Here is a 20920-nt window from a genome sequence, read left to right on the forward strand (position 1 = left end):
CGTTACCTGTTGATAGCGGTTGACTTAGAAAACAATGCGATAATACGTTTGACTGAATTCATTATTCAAATCTAAGTTGGAGCGGTTCTTGGGGGCGTAGGCGTCGAGATCTTCTATATTTTGTACCTCACCTGGTAACGCAGGTGCGCTAATTTTATTATTTTATTATTTGATTTCAGATAATTGCGCTCCGAGTGCTGCACAAACAGCGCCGGGGTATTTAAAATGGCTGTCACGAACAATTTTTCGTCGAGCTCTCTTGATCTGAACGGCAAGGTTTCTCTTTCGCAACCTACCGCACTGGTGTGGGGGCCGGATGGTCGCCTGTATGTAACCGAGAACGGTGGTACAATTAACGTTTTGAGGGTCGCCTTTGGCGACGTTGACCCCACCGATGACGACAATACGATGACGTTCTTCGTAGAGTCTGCGGTGAGCATGAATCTCGATGTTCAAAATCACAATGATGACGGCTCCCTAAATAGTAGCACCCAGCGCCAAATCACTGGTGTCGAGGTCACAGCGCAATATGACCAGGACGGCAATCAGCTCTACGTCGACAGCGACGGGAACATAACCACCGAGGCCTTCGGGAATACAGAGGCCGTCACGATGTATGTGAGCTCCAGCGATAAGCGTATTGGAGCCGGAGGGTCAGGCAATGATGTCGGGCTCGATACGAACTCAGGCGTTATCACAATGCTGACCCAGGACGGCCAGAACTCCTGGGATCAGGTGGACATCGTGCGCGGCCTGCCTCGCTCGGAAGAAAACCATGCCAGCAACGGCATGGAGATGATTCAGGAGTTCGATGAAAGCGGTACTCTCATCTCCGAGCGTCTCCTGCTTGCGCAGGGCGGCAACGCCAACACCGGCGCTCCGTCGAACAACTTTGCCGGCCAGCAGGAGCAGCCGCTGTCGGCCGCGATCCTGGACATTGATGTCACGATCCTCAAGAGCATGGCTGTGCTCACCGATACGGATGATCGCCAGTACATCTACGATCTCCCGACCCTCGACGACCCGACCCGCGAAGGTACCGAAGACCTCAACGACCCCAATGGCGGTAATGACGGGCTGAACAGTGCGATCCTCGAGCAGGACGGGATCGTTTCGATCTACTCGCCGGGCTACCGCAATTCCTACGATGTCGAGGTGACCGAAGACGGTCGCGTCTGGACCTATGACAACGGCGCCAACAACTCTTGGGGTGGCCGGCCACATGGCGAAGCCGGAGATAACGGAGGCACAATCGACTATGATCAGGACCCCAATTATATCTCAACCAACCTAAACAACGGTGATGGTCTGGGGGCTGATGAGATCTCGGTTCCCTCCGGCTTCAACCCTTCCAACAACGATGGCTTCCACGAAGTCACTCGCTCCGATGATCTCGACGGTCGCGATCTTTCTATCGGCGGTAACGGCCCCGTCGCTACCTATGTTGGTCCTGATGGGCTGACCTACGTTTATGGCGGACATCCGAACCCGACACGTGCAGACGGTGCGAAGGCGGGCCTGCTTTTCTCTCCTGAGGGCGGAACCACGAACGCGTTTCTGCTGGTGTCGGACCAGTCGTCCTATGCCGAAGGCACCGACGACTACGATCAGGTCGTGGCTTGGCTTTCGCAGGTGGAAAGCGAGAGCGGCGAGGTGTCGGCAGGGGAGTTGACCAAGAAAGTTCTCGAGGTCACCCCTGGCGTTCTCTATGACATTTACACCTTTGCGGATGGTTCCGGTGCGGCAGTTGTAGCTGGCGACCCGGCGCCGCAGGATGGCACGCTCGTCGGCCAGTCTGGTCTGCCGGCGGACATCGCCGAGATCGTGTCTTGGACCAATCCCATCGAGGGTGACTATCTCGAAGCCGGCCGGACCGATGGTGCGCTCGACTCCGGAAAAGGATCGATCAACGGCCTTGCGGAATACACTTCGACCATCATGGACGAAGGCGACATCAAGATGTCCGGCGCAATCATCGCCAGCGTCTATGCGAATGGTGACCTGATCATCATGGGGCGCAATGAGGACGGTACCATGTCCTCGACCGGCGGGACCAACGCAACCGCTTCAGACCGCGCTGTCTATGATGCATCGGGTGTCCCACTTGGCCTGGCCACGGTGGGTGACGATTATGCAGAGCGCGGACTGTCCCAGGCTTTCCAGGGGTCGATATGGACGGCGGCCTACGGCGGTTCGGTCGAGATCAAGATCCTTCAGCCGAACAACGGTGCCGTGCCACTTGCAGGCAGCGAGGTGGTTGATCCCGATGACGCCGATCTTGACGGCATCGACAAATACAATGACCCCTTCGAATTCAGTGCAGACAACGGTTTCCTGCTGAATCCGGGACAGAAAATTGTCCTCGATTTCGATCCTCAGTCGACCGAACACGAAGGTAGCATCGGAGGGAATACCGGACTTCTGGGCGCGGCACTCGACGGCCCCAGCTCCGAAGCCGGCCCCCTTTCGCATGTAGCCGAGACGGACAACATGCAAGAGGCTGGAGCGACCGCCAACCAGGACGCCCGCACTGGAAAATACCTCCAAGACGCCGGAGACCTACTCGGTTCAGCAGATCAGGCAGATGGTCTCTATGATATGGCCGGCAACATCATTCCCGGCGGCAATGCGCCCATTCTGCAGATCAAGGAAGTGGTTCCTGGCACGATGGTTGGCACGGGCAATACCGCCCGTGACGCACTGCACACCGGCATTCGGCCCAATCCCGACGTAGGCCGGATCGTCGCGACGCTGACGGCAGCCAATTGGGTTTTGTCACAGCCCGTCGAGGACGGTCAGCTTGTCGGCATGGTCTTCGGTGATGGTACGCAATCGAATTTCCTCCGCCTTGTTTTCGGCGACGTGAATGGTGAGCCGGGCATCGAAGTCGGGTTTGAAATTGACGATACCAACTACCAGACACTTACGCAGCTTTCGCTAGAAAGCCTCGAGGCTCCAGCAAACTCCTTGGTGGATCTGCGCCTGGAAATCGACATCGACGATGGTTACGCAGTCAGTGCATTCTATCGCCTCGGCGATGATACGACCCTCGGGACAACCGCTTTTACTGAGCTTGATCTTGGCGGCTTCACCCTCCCAGAGGGCGTCCTGCAAGATGTCCTGAATGGCACACATACGATTTCCGACGGTGATAGCTCGGCGCTGTCCGGTGCAAGCATTGGTGTGGTCGCTGAAACCAGCGAAGGCGCAGCGTTGCAGGCTGTGGATATCCACAACATTGAGATCGAGGCCTTCGGAAACGAGATCGAAGCAAGCACTGCTTCTGAAGTCGCCCAGAGCGGCACCGCTGGCCACGACCAGATTTCCTATACCGGAACTGACACCGCCTTGGCTCTGGCGGCCGATGTCGAGGATTTCGACGGCTCAGGGTCCGATGCAGATTTTGCAATCACCGCAAATGATCTCGCCAACAAGGTCGTTGTCGGTTCCGGCGCGAATGTGATCGCAACCGGCGAGGGCGAGGACAGCATCGTTGGGACGCTTGACAATCTGGATGGCGACGAGGTCCTTGATTTTACCTCCGACGACAAGCTGATCATCTCGGATGCGTCGACAAACAACCTCGATGTCAGCTATGCCGAAGGCTCGGCCATCGTCACGATCAACGGCACGACACAGATCACCTTCTCCGGGCCTGATTTTGAAGAATTTCAGGTATCCGACGGTGCAGATCTTTTCAATTTTGAAGACTCTGCTGAGGGCCTCGTGGTGAGCACAGTCCCGCCGCTGGCTCCGGTGCTCGCGATCAATGCTGGTGGTGACGAAGGCTCAGTGACCACGGGGACTGTGCGCGAAATCGAGCTGGAGTTTGTGGGCGACGGAGGCGGTACGTCCGATGGTACCTTCTGGACCACACCAGGAGCCACGAAGGCATATACCAATGCATATGCGCAGAACCATGATTACCCAAACACTGACCTTGATGACATCCTTGCCACAGAGCGGTCCAACGCCGGTGCGTTCGGATATCAAGTAGATGTACCCAACGGAACCTACTTGATCGACTTCCTCTTTGCGGAAATCTACCAAGGAGGGTCTCCTTTCCCGGGAAGTGGGGGGATTGGAAGCCGGGTCTTCGATCTGGAGGTTGAAGGCGAAGAATTCTTCTCCAACATCGATATCCTCGCCGAAACCGGATCGAACGGCACCCTTCTCACCAAGTCCCTTCTCATCGAGATCACGGACGGGCAAATCAACATCAACTTCCCTTCGGCCGATGCTGATCAGGCAAAGCTGTCCGGCATGGTGATTTGGGAGGTCGGCGGTGACTATGAGGCACCCGCAGACACCACGATCCCCGAGATCGTCTCGATTGAGGTCGACAACCCGCAGAGCGTCCAGGATGGCGATCGCATCGCCACCGTGACGCTGGAGGACAACGCTGGCTTCGAGGCGTCCAGCTTCGAGGGGCTCGATGGCTCCGAACTGGTTTTCTCCGGCATCGTTCCGGAAACCGTTTCGGCGCCGGTCGTGACCTTGAGCAACGACGACACTGTCGCGACGCTCACCTACACGCTGACCGCGGCCGACAACGCCTGGCCGGCAGGCGAAGGCGCGATCTCCATTGCTGCAGGGACTTTCCAAGACGCAGCAGGCAATGTGACAAATGCCTCTTCGGGTGCCTTCATTCTCGAGCCGGGGCTCGACACTCTGGTCAAGGGCGCGCTTGCATTGGCGATCAATGTCGGACCGACCAGCAACGGCACCGCCAACCTTGAGGGCGACAACGACGTCACCTATGGCGGGGCCATCACCGGTGACACGATCCTCGGGATAGATCTCGAAGCGGATAATCCCGATTACTATTCCCCGTCCTCCAAGACTTCGAGCAACATTGATGGCCTTCTGGGTAGCACGGGGTCTAACACCGCTCTAGATGGCTCCGCACTTCACACCTATCGCGACTCGGCGAATGGTTCCTTCACCGCGAGCTACCCCATCGAGAACGGCGTCTACGTCGTCGAGCTGTGGTTTGCCGAACTCTACTATGAGCAGGCTGGCAACCGTCAGGGCGACTACTCCATCAACGGGCAGCCCTGGGTGGAGAACTTCGATGCCTTCACCGAGGCTGGCACTGCCGACACTCCGGTCATGATCTCCAAAACGGTGACCGTGACCGACGGGCAGATCACCATCGATATGGATGCCGATAGCGGCCAGCCCGGCTGGAATGCGATCGTCGCCTATGAGGCGGTCGCCGCGGACACCCCGCCCACCATCTCGGTTTCGGACACCACCGGGGCAGAAGGCGGTGAGGCAGTTGTCACCTTCACCCGCGCTGGCGACACTAGCGAGGAGGTCGTGGTGGAATTCACCGTGGCGCCAGGAAGCGCGGACGCCGAAGACATCGGTACCCCCGTCCCCGTCTCTCCGATCACGATCCCTGCCGGGCAAAGCTTTGTTCAGGTCTCCATTCCTATCGTCGACGATGATCTCGAGGAGGGGGCAGAAAGCTTCGCCGTGAACATCACCTCGGTCAGCAACGCAAGCGAAGATGCTGTCATTGCGGCAGGCACGGCCACTGTGAGCATCGAGGCAAGCGACACGAGCCTACAAATCCCGCAAGGGGGCACGCTCTATGCGCTCGATTTTGAAACCGCCGGAGATCCGCTCTCCGAAGGTGGCTTCGATACGCTCTTGGGCGGGAGCGGCGCACTCGATGCCTCGGTCGTCACTGAGGTTATCGACGGAAAGCTCATAGTGAACACCTCCGATGGAGACCTCTCACAAGGGCCTGACACGGCCAGCAAGAACGACTTTGCCAAGACGGTGGAACTGTCCTCGGCGGAGCTTGACGAGATCTACCTAACAACCCGGTTCGACAACCCCTTCCCTGCCGTGCTGGAGGCGCAGGGGATCACCAACGGGGTCATTCCCAACTACGCCCAACAAGGTATCATCATCGCGGTGGATGATCCCACCCTTAGCCAAGACGGAAACAACTTCGTCAAAATTATCTTCGGCGGCAACAAGGGCAATGCCGTGCAGATGTGGTCGCAAAGCACGGTCAGTCAGACCGTGATGCTTTCAGAGATTTCCGATGCGGCGATCGATCCATTTGATCTGGCCGACATCGCGTCAGTGGAAATGACACTTCTGATTGACAAGACCTCAGGCACTGCAGCGCAGATCGTCACTTTCTTTGACGCCACCGGCGCTATTCTTGGTGGTATCCGCCCTGAGCTGACCACCGGTTTTGCGACTGCTGTTCCGCAGGTTATGCCTGAGGCCGTGATCGCCTCGATTGACTCGGGTTCCACGCTCGCCGGTGTGACCTCGACCGATTATGGGACCTCTATCGGAAGCTTTGAGGCAAGCTGGGATTTTCTGCAGATTACCTCGCCGCAATTTGTCGAAGGCGCCGACACGGAGGGGCCAGCCGCGACGGTATCGCTTGAGCTTCCAGAGGTGGCTGATGGGGCCCTTGTGGTCACGGTGGACTACTCCGATCCCTCGGATATCGATGCGTCGACCATCGACGCGGCTGATGTGCTCCTTGCAGGTCCGAGCGCGGGGGATGCTCCGACTGTCGCCTTCGATGATGCGACCAATACGGCAACTTACACCTTCGCCGCGCCGGATGGCGGCTGGGCCGACGGTGAATACTCCGCGACCCTTGTCGCTGGCGAGGTCAGCGACTTGGCCGAAACGCCCAACGCCTCCGAAGGTGGCCAGAGCAGCTCGGCTGAGCTTGTTTTGCCCACAGAACCGGAGGAATACACTCCTGGAAGCGTCCTCCATGCAATCAACTTCGGCGGCGATGCCATCGCAGAGGATTCCATCCTGGGTATTGCCTTCGAAGGCGAGAACCTTGACCTGCTTACGCCGACTGGCTCCGCATATGAGGACGGTGCCTCGGGTTCTGACGCCTCGGGAGATGATGCCTCGCTCGATGGTAGCATCTATGAGACCGAGCGCTATGCCGCGAACCTGGCCATCGAGGTGCCAGTGGCAAACGGGGTCTACTTCATCGAGGTGCACCTGGTCGAACTTTTCCAGGGCGACGAAAATGCCCGGATTTTCGATGTCGATATCGAGGGAACCCAGGCGGAATCCGCCCTTGATCTGGTTGCAGAAGTAGGAGCTTCGACCCCCTATGTGGTGACGGAGCTTGTCGAAGTTCAGGATGGGAGCGCGTCCATCCAGCTTTCGGCGATCGAGGACAATGCCAAAATCGCAGGACTGGTCATTCGTGAAGCCGTGGCTGTTGATGACGACATCGAAGTCTCGATCGAAGGTCCGGGCGAGATCGCAGAAGCAGGCGACGACCTTGCTCAAGAGGTTCCCTTCACACTTATCGCGTCTGACTCCACTTTCTCTGGGAGTGTCGACCTCACAATTTCTGTCGATGGTCTGGCTCTGCCGCAGACAGTCACCTTCGTTGACGGTATCGCGGGACTCATCTTCCCCATGCCGACCGACAGCCGGTGGAATGGGACCGAAACCCTCGAGGTGGAAATTGTCTCGATCGAGACACCTGGGTACACCCTTGGCTCCAGCGCGACTGCCACCGCGACCATCGTTGAAGACGATGTTGCTGATAGCTACGCGCTCGAAGGACAAGCGCCCGTGGAAATCGGAGATTTCTCCGATGATCGCCTGAGCCCAACCTCAATTGGCGAAATGCACCTTGGCGAAAACATCCTTCAGGCCAGCCAGCAGGGCGATGATGCGCCCGGAGGTCGGGATCGCGACTACATCACCTTTGAGATTCCAGAAGGCATGGTGCTCAGTGCGCTCTATCTTGATGCCTATGTCTCATCCAGCACCGACAACGCCGGCTTTATGGGTCTCCAAAGTGGAGATCAGATCACAGTTGATCCAGGTACCGGCGAGCCTGATGGCACTGAAGCGCTCATGGCCGGAGCAATTTATGGAATTGGCCAACTGACAGGTGACCTGCTGCCCATGCTGGCAGCCAGTGATCCTTCCGACACGCAGGGTAACGAGTTTCCCGGATTTACAATGCCACTCACGGCCGGGACCTACACCCTTTGGCTCAACCAAGGAGGTGCAGCAACAAGCGTTACCCTGCGTGCCGTGATCGAAAACGCGCCCGAAAACCTGGCGCCGACGATCTCGCTCGAAAATATCCTCACTTCCCTACCGGAAGACGCAGACACCACGGCGTCAATCAAGGTCGCTGACATTTCAATCTCGGATGACGATCTGGGGGAAAACTTGCTTGCAATCACGGGCCCGCAAGCAGACCTCTTCGAAATCGTGGACACTGGCGCAGCCTTCGAACTCCACCTCAAGGCCGGCACCGCTCTTGACTTCGAAACGCTCACGGCCCTTTCAATCGACGTCAGTATCGATGATGAGAGTGTCGGCACAACGCCGGACGATACTGTTCCCTTCACCCTGACGATCGAAGACGTCGCTGATGGCAGCATTCCCGTGGACACGCCCGGAGACCTTCCGAGCGAAGGCACTGAGGGCGACGACACGATCTCCTACAGTGGAAGTGAAGCAGTCGGAACTTCTGAAAGCCCCTACCAACTGCCTGAAAGTGTCGAAAACTTCGATGCAACCGGGACCGGCTCTGTGAAGATCAAGGGAACCTCTGGCGATAACTCCATCGGCCTTGGCTCCGGAGAAGAAGACGAAGTTGACCTTAGCGACGGTGGCAGTGACACCGTCACAGGCACAGCTGCAGAACTCAACAATTCCACGATCTCTGGAGTTGGTGCCGACGACCAGATCGTCGTGGAAGACGCATCAAACGAAGCTTCTGTCCTCGACACAAGCCCCGGCTCCACCATCCTGCAAATCGATAGCGATGGTGATATGCAAGAGGATACGACGATCACTCTGCAGGAGACTTTTTCGAAAGATCAGGTGAGAAGCACCGTCGTCGATGGCAAGCTTGTCATCACCGTGGATGACCCCGAAGAAGAACCTCAGGATGCGGTCTCGATCACCTTTGATGCTGAGGACATCACCTCTTATTCCGTGCAGGACACGACCCCTGAGGGCGCAGAAGTCGTAGGGGATGGCGCTGGTCTCAGCCTGACCGGAAATACTTGGAAGAAAGTTGCCCTTGCCAGCCCAGTAACCATCGTGGAGGGGATGGTCCTCAGCTTCACTTTCTCAGCGCAAGATGCTGGTGAAATCATCGGGATCGGTCTGGACGACGACAACGATCACACCCAAGCAGGCCAACCGCTCTTCCAGCTTGCGGGCACCGATGCTTGGAGTAACGCAGTACAGGAATTCAATGACTACACTGTCGGCGACGGCGAGGTGCAGATCACGGTGCCGCTCGATGCTTGGGCGGGGACCAGCTATTCCCACCTGGTTTTCTTCGCCGATGACGATGCAAACGCAAGCGCTTCTGTGGCCTTCTCTGATGTCTCGATCCAGCTACCAGCTTCCGAAAATGTTGCACCCAATGCGGCTGACGACATTGTCACGGTGCCGAGTGCAGCGGCGTCGGTCATTGCCGCTTCGGACATTCTGCTCAACGACAGCGATCCGGAAGGAGGTGAGCTGACCATCAGCTCGGTCTCGGCGGACACCCCTTCCGACGCCAGTGTGGAACTCGTCGGCGGTGATATCGTCTTCACTCCGGCGTCCGGCTTTGTCGGAGTCACCAGCTTCACTTATGAGGTCCAGGATGCCGAAGGCGCAACTTCGAGCGCATCGGTTTCCGTTACGGTAGAAAATTCCCTTCCTGTCGCATCGGATGATGCGATCATCATGGTCGCAGGTGATACCCTCACGCTGGACCCGGCTCAGCTGCTTGCGAACGACAGCGACCCCGATGGCAAGCCGCTCGAGGTCGTCTCCGTGACCGGACCGGATGCTGCCGAGGGCAATGCGGAACTGGTGGGTGGAGAGATCATTTTCACCCCGGCAAGCGGCTTCAGCGGAGAGACAAGCTTCTCATATGAGGTGAGTGATCCAGATGGGGGCACCAGCTCGGCTACGGTTGCTGTCACGGTAAATACAGACACCCCCATCGAGGGTGTTTCGGTGACCTTCTCTGAGGGAGCGGTATCTTCCTATAGCACCCAGGATGAAGAGACGGACGCATGGTCGGTCTCCGAAGATGGCGACGCGATCCAGCTTTCTGGGAATACGTGGAAGAAGGTCGCGCTTGAAGAAAGCTTCACTGTAAGCACCGATGCTGTTCTGCGCTTCACCGTGAGCTCTGACGCGATTGGTGAAATCGTGGCTATCGGCTTTGAGAACGACAATAACCATCAAACCGGCACGCAGCCGATTTTCCAGCTTGCCGGTTCTCAGACCTGGACCGCCTTTGCCGATCAAACCTTCAATGACTACGTGTCGGGAGAAAGAACCTACGAAATCCCACTTCAAGGCTGGGAGGGAGAAACCTTCTCACACCTGCTCGTTATCAATGATGCCGACGATGTCGTGGGAACCAACGTTGCGTTTTCGAACGTGGAAGTTCTGTTCGCCGATGGGGCTGATAATCAGGCGCCTGTTGCGCTGGATGACGCCTACACCAGTGCTGCGGGCAATATATTCACCGTTACTGGCGCCGATCTAACTGAGAATGACAGCGATCCGGAAAATGATGCTCTGATCGTCACCTCGGTGCAGAATGAAACTGGTGGGACGGCCACTTTGGCTGACGATGTCATCACCTTCACGCCAGATTCCGGGTTCTCCGGAGTTGCGAGTTTCGAATACACTGTGTCCGATGGGAATGGCGGGACATCTGTCGCCACCGTGGCTGTCGATTTCTCGAATGAGGCGCCGGAGGCGATCACAGACAGCCTGACGGGGCAGCAGAACGAACCTCTGGCTATCTTGCCCGAGGCGCTCTTGGCGAACGATCTCGATGCTGAGGGGGACGTCTTGACGCTGACTTCTGTTTCGAATGCGGTGAATGGCACCGTGTCCTTCGAGGAAGGCCAGGTGACCTTCACTCCGGATGAGGGATATTTCGGACCAGCCTCGTTTGATTATACGATTGAGGACAGCTTTGGCGGGATCAGTACCGCCAGCGTGACCCTCGTGATCGTCCAGGAGGATACAGGATCGCAGGGCGTGACTGACATCTTCTTCGATGCGCAGAGCATCTCTTCGTTTGATAACGAAGATCACTCCGGTGGTGCGACGGTGGAGGATGCCGGCGAGAGCCTCTCGCTTGCGGGCAATACTTGGAAGAAACTTCTTCTCGATACTCCACTGTCAGTGACAGATGATATGGTCCTGCGCTTTACCTTGGAGTCTACGGATGTCGGAGAGATCATCGCGATCGGCCTCGGCAACGACAACAATTTCCGTACAAGGGATGATCAGGCATTCTTCCAGCTTGCGGGTTCGCAAGATTGGGGCTCCTTTGCGGAGCAGGACTTTGATACGTACCAGGAAGGTCAGGGTCCGGTCACCTATGAGATCGCCCTTGCGGATTGGGCGGGCCAAAGCTTCCAGTACCTCTACTTCGTAAATGACCATGACGGCGGCGCGACAGCCAACAGCCGCTACACCGACGTCCAGATCGTGCAGAAGGACATCACCAACCAAGCCCCCATCGGCGTCGATGACGGGCCGCTCCAGGTGGAAGGCGGAGAAACCATCACCCTCTTGCCCTCCGCGCTGCTCGCCAACGATACGGATGCCGAGGGCGATGCGCTCTCCATCACCGGCATCGAAAGCTCCGAAAATGGCACAGCATCCTTCGAAGATGGCCTAATTTACTTCACTCCGGATGACGGCTTTGCCGGCACCGCCAGCTTCACCTATGCGATCGCCGATGGCTTTGGCGGAGACGATACCGCGACCGTCTTCCTCACGGTGAACTCTACGCCGGAGGCAGTCGCCGATAGCTACCAGACAATGATAGGTGAGACGCTATATCTCACGCCAGCGGACCTAATGGCCAATGACACAGATGGCGATGGCGATGTGCTCGCGCTGGAGAGTGTCGGGAGTCCTGTTGGCGGTACGGTTCAGTATGAAGACGGCCAGGTCATCTTCACTCCGAACGCCGGTTTCACCGGATCTGCGAGCTTTGAGTATGTGATCTCGGATCCGCGGGGTGGGACAAGCTCAGGAACTGTTTCTGTGACTGTGGGTGAGCCTGATGTGCCATCCAACAATGCCATCGATATCGATTTCACAGCGATGCCGATCAGCGGTTATGCATCGCCTAACGACGCCACTCCTGAGGGTTACACCGCGACCCAAAACTCTCTGGCGCTTGAGGGTAACACCTGGAAGAAGGTGGCGCTGCCACAGCCTTACATTCCAGATGGAGAGAGCGTCCTGCGGTTCGAGTTCTCGTCGAGCGATATTGGCGAGATCTTGGGCATCGGCTTGGAGGCCAACAGCAGCTTTAACAGCTCCGAGCAGGTCCTTTTCCAACTTGCGGGGTCGCAGAGCTGGTCTGCATTCGCCAATCAGGATTACTTCGGGTACAGCCCGCAAGACGGGACGGTCACTGTCGAGATCCCGCTTGCAGACTATGCGGGCATGGAGTTCGACTACATTGTCTTCATCAACGATGATGATGCTGACTCCAGTGCGCAGAGCACGTTCTCGAATGTGCAGCTCACCGTGCAGAATGCTGATCTTAATCCGACATTCGAGAGCGATCCTGCGTTCGTTCTTTCGGAGAACCAAACCGAAGTGGGCAATATCCTCGCCACTGACCCCGAGGGTGGCGATATCTTCTACAGCCTCACCGGGGGCGATGATGCGGAACTCTTTACGCTCGACCCGCAAACGGGCGAAATCAGCTTCAATGAAGCGCCCGATTTCGAGTTCCCGGCCGATCTCGATGGCGACAATGTCTTTGAGTTCATGGTAGCCGCCAGCGACGGCGTGAACGAAACGACGGAGAACGTCAGCGTAACCTTGGAGGATGTCAACGAGGCTCCGGAAATCTCCGGCGCGATCGATGACGTCGAACTGGAAAGTGGCGAAGCTGGCTCTGTCGATCTTTCACACCTTTTGGTCGAAGATCAGGATCTGGGGGCAGTTCTCGCTCTCCGTGCGGAACTGTCTGACGGCAGCGAGCTTCCCACGGGCATCACGCTGGACGGAAGTACGCTATTGGTTGATGAGACTGTGGCTGAGGGCAGCTATACAATTGCGATTTTCGCCAATGACGGCGAACTCGATAGTGCTGAGCCCGTGACTCTCACCGTGGCCGTAGGCCAGTCCACTTCGACACCGACAGAAGACGTAGTGATCTATCGGATCAACGCCTTTGGGCCGGAGGTCGCCGCGACCGATGGTGGACCTGTTTGGAGTTCTGATGGCAACGGCTCTGCGGACAATCCCTACCTGTCGACGACGGATAGCCGGGGGGACACGCAGGGCTACGCCGGCAGTCAGTCCGCAATCCCCGATGGCGTGCCACAGGCTGTGCTCGATACCGCGCGGAGCAGCAACGATCCTTTCACCTACAGCATTCTTGTTGAGAACGGGACCTACCAAGTAAATCTCTATATTGCTGAGCTTTATGACGGGTTCCATGACACCGACAACCGGAACTTCGATGCGACCCTGGAAGGCTCGGTGCCTTCCGCGTTCGACAACATCAATCCGGGTGGCACATATGGTGCGGACCTTGCGGTTCTGACCGAGGACGTCGAGGTGACGGACGGTGTTCTCGACATTGGTTTTGTCAAGGATGTTGCACAAAACCCAATCGTAAACGCGTTCGAGGTCATCCGACCTGCGTCGGTCCCCACAGAGGATACCACGGCGCCGGCCGCGGTCATGTCGCTGACCAATCCGGTGGATGCGGTTTCTTCGATCGTGGTGGATCTTACACTGAGCGACGCCAGTGGGATCGATACCAGCACTCTCGGTGCGGAAGACTTGCAGGTCACTGTATCAGGCTTTCTGGTCAGCGCCGACGTCACCCTTCTGGGCTTCGACGGCACCGTTGCCAGCTACGAGATTGCCGCGCCCAACGGAGGCTGGAGCGAAGGTATGGAGGTCGGCGTGACGCTGGTTTCAGGAGAAATTCTCGATCTGGCAACGGTCCCGAACGGGAACGACAGCGTGGCGCAATCCCTCACTCTGGACTTCGGGGGTGGCTCCGAAGAGCCGCCGGTTGATGATGGTGATCTGGAACTGTCGGGCAATCTCGACGGGGACGGCATAATCAACAGCGCGGATGACGATATCGATGGCGATGGCATCACGAACCTCGATGACCGCGCCGCCTACGATGCGACCAACCAGGGAGTTAGCCTATCGGAGGCTGGGGAAATCAACCTCGACTTCACTCAGTTGGCGGATGGCACATCGCCCTTTGCCGCTGGCTTCACAGGAGTTGCCCAGACAGCCGATGGCACCGCGGAGATCGACTACGCCACCAACAATGGCGCGCAGATCTCCAACGGCCGGCTGGAGCTGCAGACCACCAACCCGGACACCAAGGATGCACAGCAGTCCTTCACCTTCCTTGCGGACGTGCAGAATGACTTTGCGCTCGAAGCTGTCTTCGACAACCCGGTCTACAATGGCGCCGCACTGACCCAATACTCGCAGTACGGCCTGATTATCTCTCTGACGGGTGCTGCAGGCGCTTCCACGGCAACCACCGGGGATTTCATCAAGCTCACTACCGGCAACCCGGGGGATGGCTTCGAGATTTCCGGTCGCGGAAGCTTCTCGGGCACAGATGTGAAGGTCCCCTACCCCAGCGGAGTTTCGGCGACGGGCTTTGCGCAGGTCAAGCTCACGCTCGCGGCGGATGTTTCCGCGGGGAACTTCACCGGCTACTACGAGCTCCTAGATGCCTCGGGTCAGACTATGGGCACCGGCACTGTCGGGACCATCACGCCAGACGCCGGAAGTGCAATGGCTGATGTCCTGGCAGGAACGTCGGGAATTGTACCTGCATTCGGGGTGACCTCGACAGATTGGGGGGCCGGAGACAGCTTTACTGTCGGCGTAGAAAGCATGAAGCTTGCCGATTTCACGCCGGCCCCGATCGATCCACCTGCAGACAGTGGCGACGCTGTGGAAATCCTGCAGGGGCTCAACGATGTGGACAACAATGGTAGCTATGATGGCAGTGCCATCGGCAGCGTCGAGCTTCGTGTCATGGAGGGCTCTGGCAACGTTCAGAAATCCAATTACACCAGCGATAGCTTCATACTCGAAAACACCGGTGATAAGCAGATTGCCGCAGTAGTACTGGACTTCCGCAATGCGCTCTACGGCGACAGCGTGGTCGACCCAGATGGTGCGGGTGGGGACAATGCCGCAAAGCACTTCGCTATCAACAGTGGCTCGGGTGAGACCGGCGCTGAGTTCGATACAAGCTCCGGATATATTTTCGCCGGGGACGACCCATTGCCTAATACCACGGGTACGGGAAAGGCCTCCAATGGTGGATATCGCGGTATTCTGATCAAAATGGATGGTACAGGGTTTGGTGAGGGGGAGGAAATTGGCTTCTCCGGGGACATGGACCCCAATTCCATCGCCGGCCTTGATAAGAGCGGCTCCAACGGTGTCGACCCGAACTCCGGATGGGACGTCGGCGGTGTGTCCGGGGCAGAGCTTATCGGCTCGAGCTTCACAGTGATGTTCGACGATGAAACCTTCGCCACCGGCTATCTCGGTGGGGACGGCTCGCAGGCCGGCAGCGTCGGTGTCGCAACACAGGGTGCGACTGAGAAGTCTGCTTCGGTCACCGTCAATGGCACCGACTCCGGTGCGGTTGGGACCTACGGCGGTACCATTCCGGAAATCATCGTCAGCGGTGATCCGGGCGACACTGTGCGCGTGACCCTAAGCCGCGGCATCAATCCGGTGGTGAACAACACCAACGGTGTTGCCGAACTCGTCGATGACCGTCTTGCCGAGGCACATCCGGAGTTCGAGGTTAACAACGCAGGTGATTTCCAGTTCTACGATGTGCTTATCGGGGCCGGTGGTAGCGCCACGCTGCCGGATAATGCCTTCGACTGGCTGAATGCCAGCGGCGGGCAGACGTTCAGCGGGACCTCCTACACCAACGGGTTCTCCACTGCACCGGCGGTTGTGGGAGCCTCGGTTATCGATCCGGGCAGTGATATGCCGCTTGGCTCGACCGACCGTGTCTATCTTACCAACCAAGGCGGACCAGTCACCCAAGAGGGCAGTGCAAACGAAGGTGCCGAGGGCTACTATGAGATGATCGGTTCGGGCGGATCGGCTAGGTTCAAGGTCCAGGTCGAGGATGCCAATGCCAATGGCGGCACCAATCCCGGCGGGCAGTGGACCTATGTCGAGGGCGACGATCCTGGATCCCAGGACGGCACCCAGGGCAGCGGGCACTATTTCTGGGGCGCCGAGGAAAGCAGCACCAACATTACGGGGCCTCAGACCAACTCCTTCCTCGAATACACCATCTTCATTCCCGAAGGTGAGGAAGGCGTCTGGAGTTTCCGGGCACGGTCGTCTCGGGACACCAACAGCCCGGGCGATCAGCGCAACGACATCTGGCTTAAGATCGATGGTGATGCCGAAGCCTTGCAGACCAACTCGACGAACAGTGTCTCGAACTCCGGTTTCGTGAAGCTCTACGGAGCGTCGACCGGCTGGGGATGGGCGCAGACCATAGATAGTGTCAGCGAGCACGAGGCGAACTTCGGAGCCACATTCAACCTGTCGGCCGGCTATCACACCATCACGCTGGCAGGGCGGAGCGATGGTTTTCATATAGACTTCTGGGACCTCTACAAAGGGAGCTCCCCGTCCACAGGGGCATCGAACTCTACCTTTGTGGCCACGGGGGACACCGCTCCCACGCTGGTGGACCCGATCGAAGACCTGAGCCTCGAAGTCGGCAGTAGCTCTTCGATCGATACTGGGGCCGCTTTCCAAGACCTCGATGGCGATGACCTAACCTTTGTGGTTTCGGCGCCCTCCGCGATCTCCGGTGCGATCAGCATCAACGAGAGCACAGGTTTGCTGACCATCGGCGACGACATTGCCGTGGGAAGCTACCAGATCACCGTGGGCGTCACGGACGATGACGGTAATTCCGCCAGCGACAGCTTCGCGCTCTCGGTGGAGGAAGAACTGGTGTTGCCGGACAGCCTCTTGGAGTTCTCGGTCCTGAGTGGAAGCACTGAGATTGATAATCTTCTGGAGGATGGTGACACCTTCACGATCAGCGAGCTCGGCGACGGGTTCACATTCTCGGGGATCGTTACAACCGGTGATGCGGTTGGCTCGGTCTTCCTCGAAGTCTTGTCGGGCGGAGCGGTCGTCGACTCCAAGATGGAGAATGTCACGCCCTACGACATCCCCTGGGATGCCGGTCTCGAGGCTGGCGAGTTCAGCCTGCGTGCTACCAGTTACTCAGAAACGAACGGAAGCGGTGACCTTCTGGCTGTGGAAGAACTCGACTTCACTATTACGGGCGGAGGAACGCCAGCCGGAGGCGGGGTCATTACGGCCAATATCGTCAGTGGCTCCGATGACACCGACCAGAATACCGGCGGGACCGTCAACCTCACCAAGGGAGACATGGAGCTCGGGGACAACGGGCGCGACATCGGCTTGCGCTACGAGGGGCTCGATCTGGCGAGCCTCGAAGGTATGGATATCACCGATGCCTATCTGCAGTTCACCACCCGCTCCGGTGGTGGCAACAGCGGCTCGCTGAGCGCGACCATCGGGATCGAGGACAGCGTATCGGCCCAGACCTTCAGCACCGGGGACGGCCCTATGAATCGCGATGTCTTCGACTTCGTCCAGTGGAACGACAGTGATGTACCCAGCGCAAACGAGAGCTTCCGCAGTGTCGATTTCTCCGACATGCTCGAGGATTTCGTGGATGCCTGGTCAGGTGATCTCAATGGGTCGAATGACATCTCCTTCGTCATCGAGGACGGGAATGGTGTGAGAAAGATCGACAGTTTCGAGTCCGGCGACGCCCCGATCCTGATTATCGAATACACCGACCTCGGGTAATCGGATCGCAGATCAAAAAGAAACGCAAAGGGGCGCTCTTCAGCCTAGCCCCTTGCAGTAAATGGTGCAGCCTGTGGCTCATGGCCTTGTTGGCCTGACACCATGCCGACCGACATCTCCCGAAAATTTCTGCGGGAGATGTCGGGATGGGCCACGGCTATGCGAGCTTCCTGCCGTTCGGGTTGAGCGCAGCGATCGGCCCCTACGAGCCCAAACTACCGCGCCCGAGCGAGAGCTTCGCTGCGGGTGCATTCGTCTGCTTCCATCCGATGTTGACCATTGCTTCCTTCGGCTGAGCACCATGGCGATATTCGACCCGTTTTCCGTCCGTTGGCAACTCGGCCCAGAGCCGACCTTCCTACAAGGCGAGGCAGATGACTGGTTTCCCACTCGTTCGACCGTTGATATTCAAGAGCTGCGGTCTCAAGGAATGCGTAGCGCAATTTTGCCCACATGCGATTTCTCAAGAAACGCGGTTTGAGCATTCCTAATGTTCGCCAGATCAAAAACACTGGCAATTGTTGGCAGGACTTCTCCTCGTTCGATGTAGCCCACAAGATCGCTGAACACCTGCGGCGCCTGTCGTGTGCTACCCAGCAGGGTTTGGTCCTTCAGATACAGGGTGCGCAGATCAAGCTCTACGATCGGGCCGGCGATTGCGCCGGAGGTCACGTAGCGCCCGCCGATGGCGAGCGCGTCCAGTAGCTCCGGCCAGCACGCGCCGCCCACAAGGTCGACCACCACGTCAAAGCCATCCGTTGGAAGCACATCTTCGCGCGCCAAACATTGGTCCGCGCCCAAGTCGCGCAACGACTTCATCTTGGCTGGGCTGGTGAGCGCGGAAACATGGGCGCCGCGCCGCTTGGCCAGCTGGATCGCAGCAGAGCCCACGCCGCCGGAAGCGCCGGTGATCAGGACACGCTCCGCCGCCAGTGACGCCCGCTGGATCATGGCCTCCGCGGTGGAAAAGGCACAGGGAAAGCTGGCCAGTTCCACATCGCTGAGCGGGCTGTCGATGGCAAGCGCCTGTGCCGATTTAATGGTGGTGAACTGGGCAAAGCCGCCATCGCGTTCGGATCCGAAGGTCTCAAGCGCATACACGTCAGGGCTGCCCTCGGGATGATACATTGGCTGCACGAGGACACGCTCGCCGATGCGCGCCGGGTCCACGCCGCCCCCTACGGCCACGATTTTCCCGCAGACGTCGGCCCCTTGAATGCGCGGAAACGACAGCGCCCCTGACCATGCACCATCGACGTCAGACGCGCCGTCATAGCCTGTGACTGCGGCGGTGTTCGTGTCGCTGCGCACGGATTTGGAATACCAGCCGGTACGGGTGTTCACATCCGTGTTGTTCACGGCAGAGGCTCCGACGCGGATCAGCACCTCGCCCGCCGCCGGACGCGGGACAGGCACGTCGTCGCGGTAGTTCAGCCGGTCGAGACCGCCGTGTCCGGTCAGCAGGACGGCGTGCATTGTGTCTGGCAGCGTCATATCGACTCCAACATGTAAAACGATCCCTCTACCTTGCGCAGGTAGAGGGATTACTTTACCTCGTCAACCATGACCCAGACTTTAGTTAAGATCGCCGCAGGGCTGGAGCGCGCCTTTGCCCAGCATGGCTTTGCCGAACCCAGCGTAGACACGCTGCGCGCGGCGGCAGATGTCAGCCTGCGCACGCTCTACAAGTACCTGCCATCGCGGGCTGAGATGGTGTTGGCCGCGCTGGAACATCGCCACCAACGCTACCTGTCCCATATCCTCGATGGATTGCCGCCGGACCCTTTGGCGGTGCGGTTTCTGTTGATGGACCGCATTGCCTTGTGGATGCAGACCGAGGCAACCCATGGCTGCCTGTTTCATGCCGCCGTGGCCGCCGACCCTACCAATCAGCCGCTGCGGCAGCTGTTGGAGGATCACAAACAAGAGGTCGCTCAGCGGACAGCGGATGCGACCGGACTGACAGGCCATGAGGTGACGCTGTTGCTGATCCTCGAGGGACTGACCCAGTCGTGGCCCCTGCATGGTCAGGCCGCCGTCACGGCAGCCAAGGCGCTGGTGTCAACCGTGCCAGCAGAAAGTCCATGAACACTCTCACCTTCGGTGTCAGGACGTTGGACCGGGGATAGATCAGCCACAGCACCGACGCATCGGCAAGCCGCCAGTCGGGCAACAGATGTTCCAACCGCCCCGCGCGGATATCGTGGGAAACGCTCCAGAGCGAGTTGATCGAGATCCCGCCGCCGGCCAACGTGGCGATGCGCTGTGCCGTTCCGTCATCGAGGATCGTGCGGCAGATCATGCGGGCCGGATCGAGCGTAAAGCGACGGGTCCCGGCAAGCAGGTCACGGGGGGCGGTGCTGCCCCAGGACAACAGGTCGTGGCCGTCCAGATCTTCCGGCGTCATTGGCGTGCCATGCCGCCCAAGATACTCCGGCGCGGCGCAAAGAACGCGGGTGTCGTCGCCAAGTTTGCGACCCCGCAAGCTACTGTCCTGCAAGGGTGCGCTGCGCAGGGCCAGATCAAAGCTGCCTTCGATCAGGTCCATGCGGGTGTCGGACAGCCGCAGATCCAGTGTGATGTCCGGATATTCCGCGTGAAATGCGGGCAAAAGCGGCATGATGTGCAGTTGGGCAAAGCTGCTTGGCGCGGCAAAGCGCAGCGTGCCTGTGGGGCGCTCCGCATTCAGGCCGAGGGCAGCGCGCGCGGCCTCTGACTGCGCGAGGATCTCGCGCGCGTAGGGCAGAAATGCGGCCCCTTCCTGCGACAGCGACACTTTGCGGGTAGTGCGGTGCAGCAGCTCTGCGCCCAGCTCATGTTCCAGCTTCGCCAGCCGCGCGCTAGCCATGCCGGGCGCAAGGCCAAGGCTGCGCCCGGCAGCGCTGATGTTCAGCCGCTCAGCTGCCGCAACGAACAGGCGCAGAGTTTCAATCTCCATGCAGATTATCCTGAAAACCGGAAAACTGAAATTTGATATGAGCCGTTTATTCTG

5 protein-coding genes are annotated in these 20920 nt (G+C 58.5%); 3 read left to right on the forward strand and 2 right to left on the reverse strand.

Features of this window, described 5'->3' with window-relative positions:
- Nucleotides 1–225 precede the first annotated feature (225 nt).
- Complete coding sequence (locus ACXAJT_RS25000) at nucleotides 226–17928, forward strand: Ig-like domain-containing protein (RefSeq protein WP_475240900.1); 17703 nt, start codon at nucleotides 226–228, stop codon at nucleotides 17926–17928.
- A 146-nt stretch (nucleotides 17929–18074) separates the two neighbouring features.
- Nucleotides 18075–18224, forward strand: coding sequence for a hypothetical protein (locus tag ACXAJT_RS25005; RefSeq protein WP_475240905.1), 150 nt, complete (start codon nucleotides 18075–18077; stop codon nucleotides 18222–18224).
- Nucleotides 18225–18351: 127 nt separating this feature from the next.
- Here the strand turns inward: ACXAJT_RS25005 and ACXAJT_RS25010 are convergent, their stop codons facing one another.
- The gene (locus tag ACXAJT_RS25010; protein WP_475240911.1) at nucleotides 18352–19422 is read right to left on the reverse strand and encodes an alcohol dehydrogenase family protein; all 1071 of its coding nucleotides are present in this window, start codon (nucleotides 19420–19422) and stop codon (nucleotides 18352–18354) included.
- Between the two features lie 69 nt (nucleotides 19423–19491).
- Between ACXAJT_RS25010 and ACXAJT_RS25015 the strand changes: the two genes are divergently transcribed.
- A complete protein-coding gene (locus tag ACXAJT_RS25015) occupies nucleotides 19492–20016 on the forward strand; it encodes a TetR/AcrR family transcriptional regulator (RefSeq protein ID WP_475240914.1) in 525 nt (174 codons plus the stop codon).
- On the opposite strand, the gene ACXAJT_RS25020 is transcribed toward ACXAJT_RS25015, so the two are convergent.
- Nucleotides 19967–20866 carry a LysR family transcriptional regulator gene (locus ACXAJT_RS25020; protein WP_475240917.1) on the reverse strand — a complete coding sequence of 300 codons (900 nt, stop codon included), beginning with the start codon at nucleotides 20864–20866 and terminating at the stop codon, nucleotides 19967–19969. The two genes, ACXAJT_RS25015 and ACXAJT_RS25020, sit on opposite strands and share 50 nt — an antisense overlap.
- Nucleotides 20867–20920 lie beyond the last annotated feature (54 nt).

This window comes from Salipiger sp. ABF4_146 (assembly GCF_056161345.1).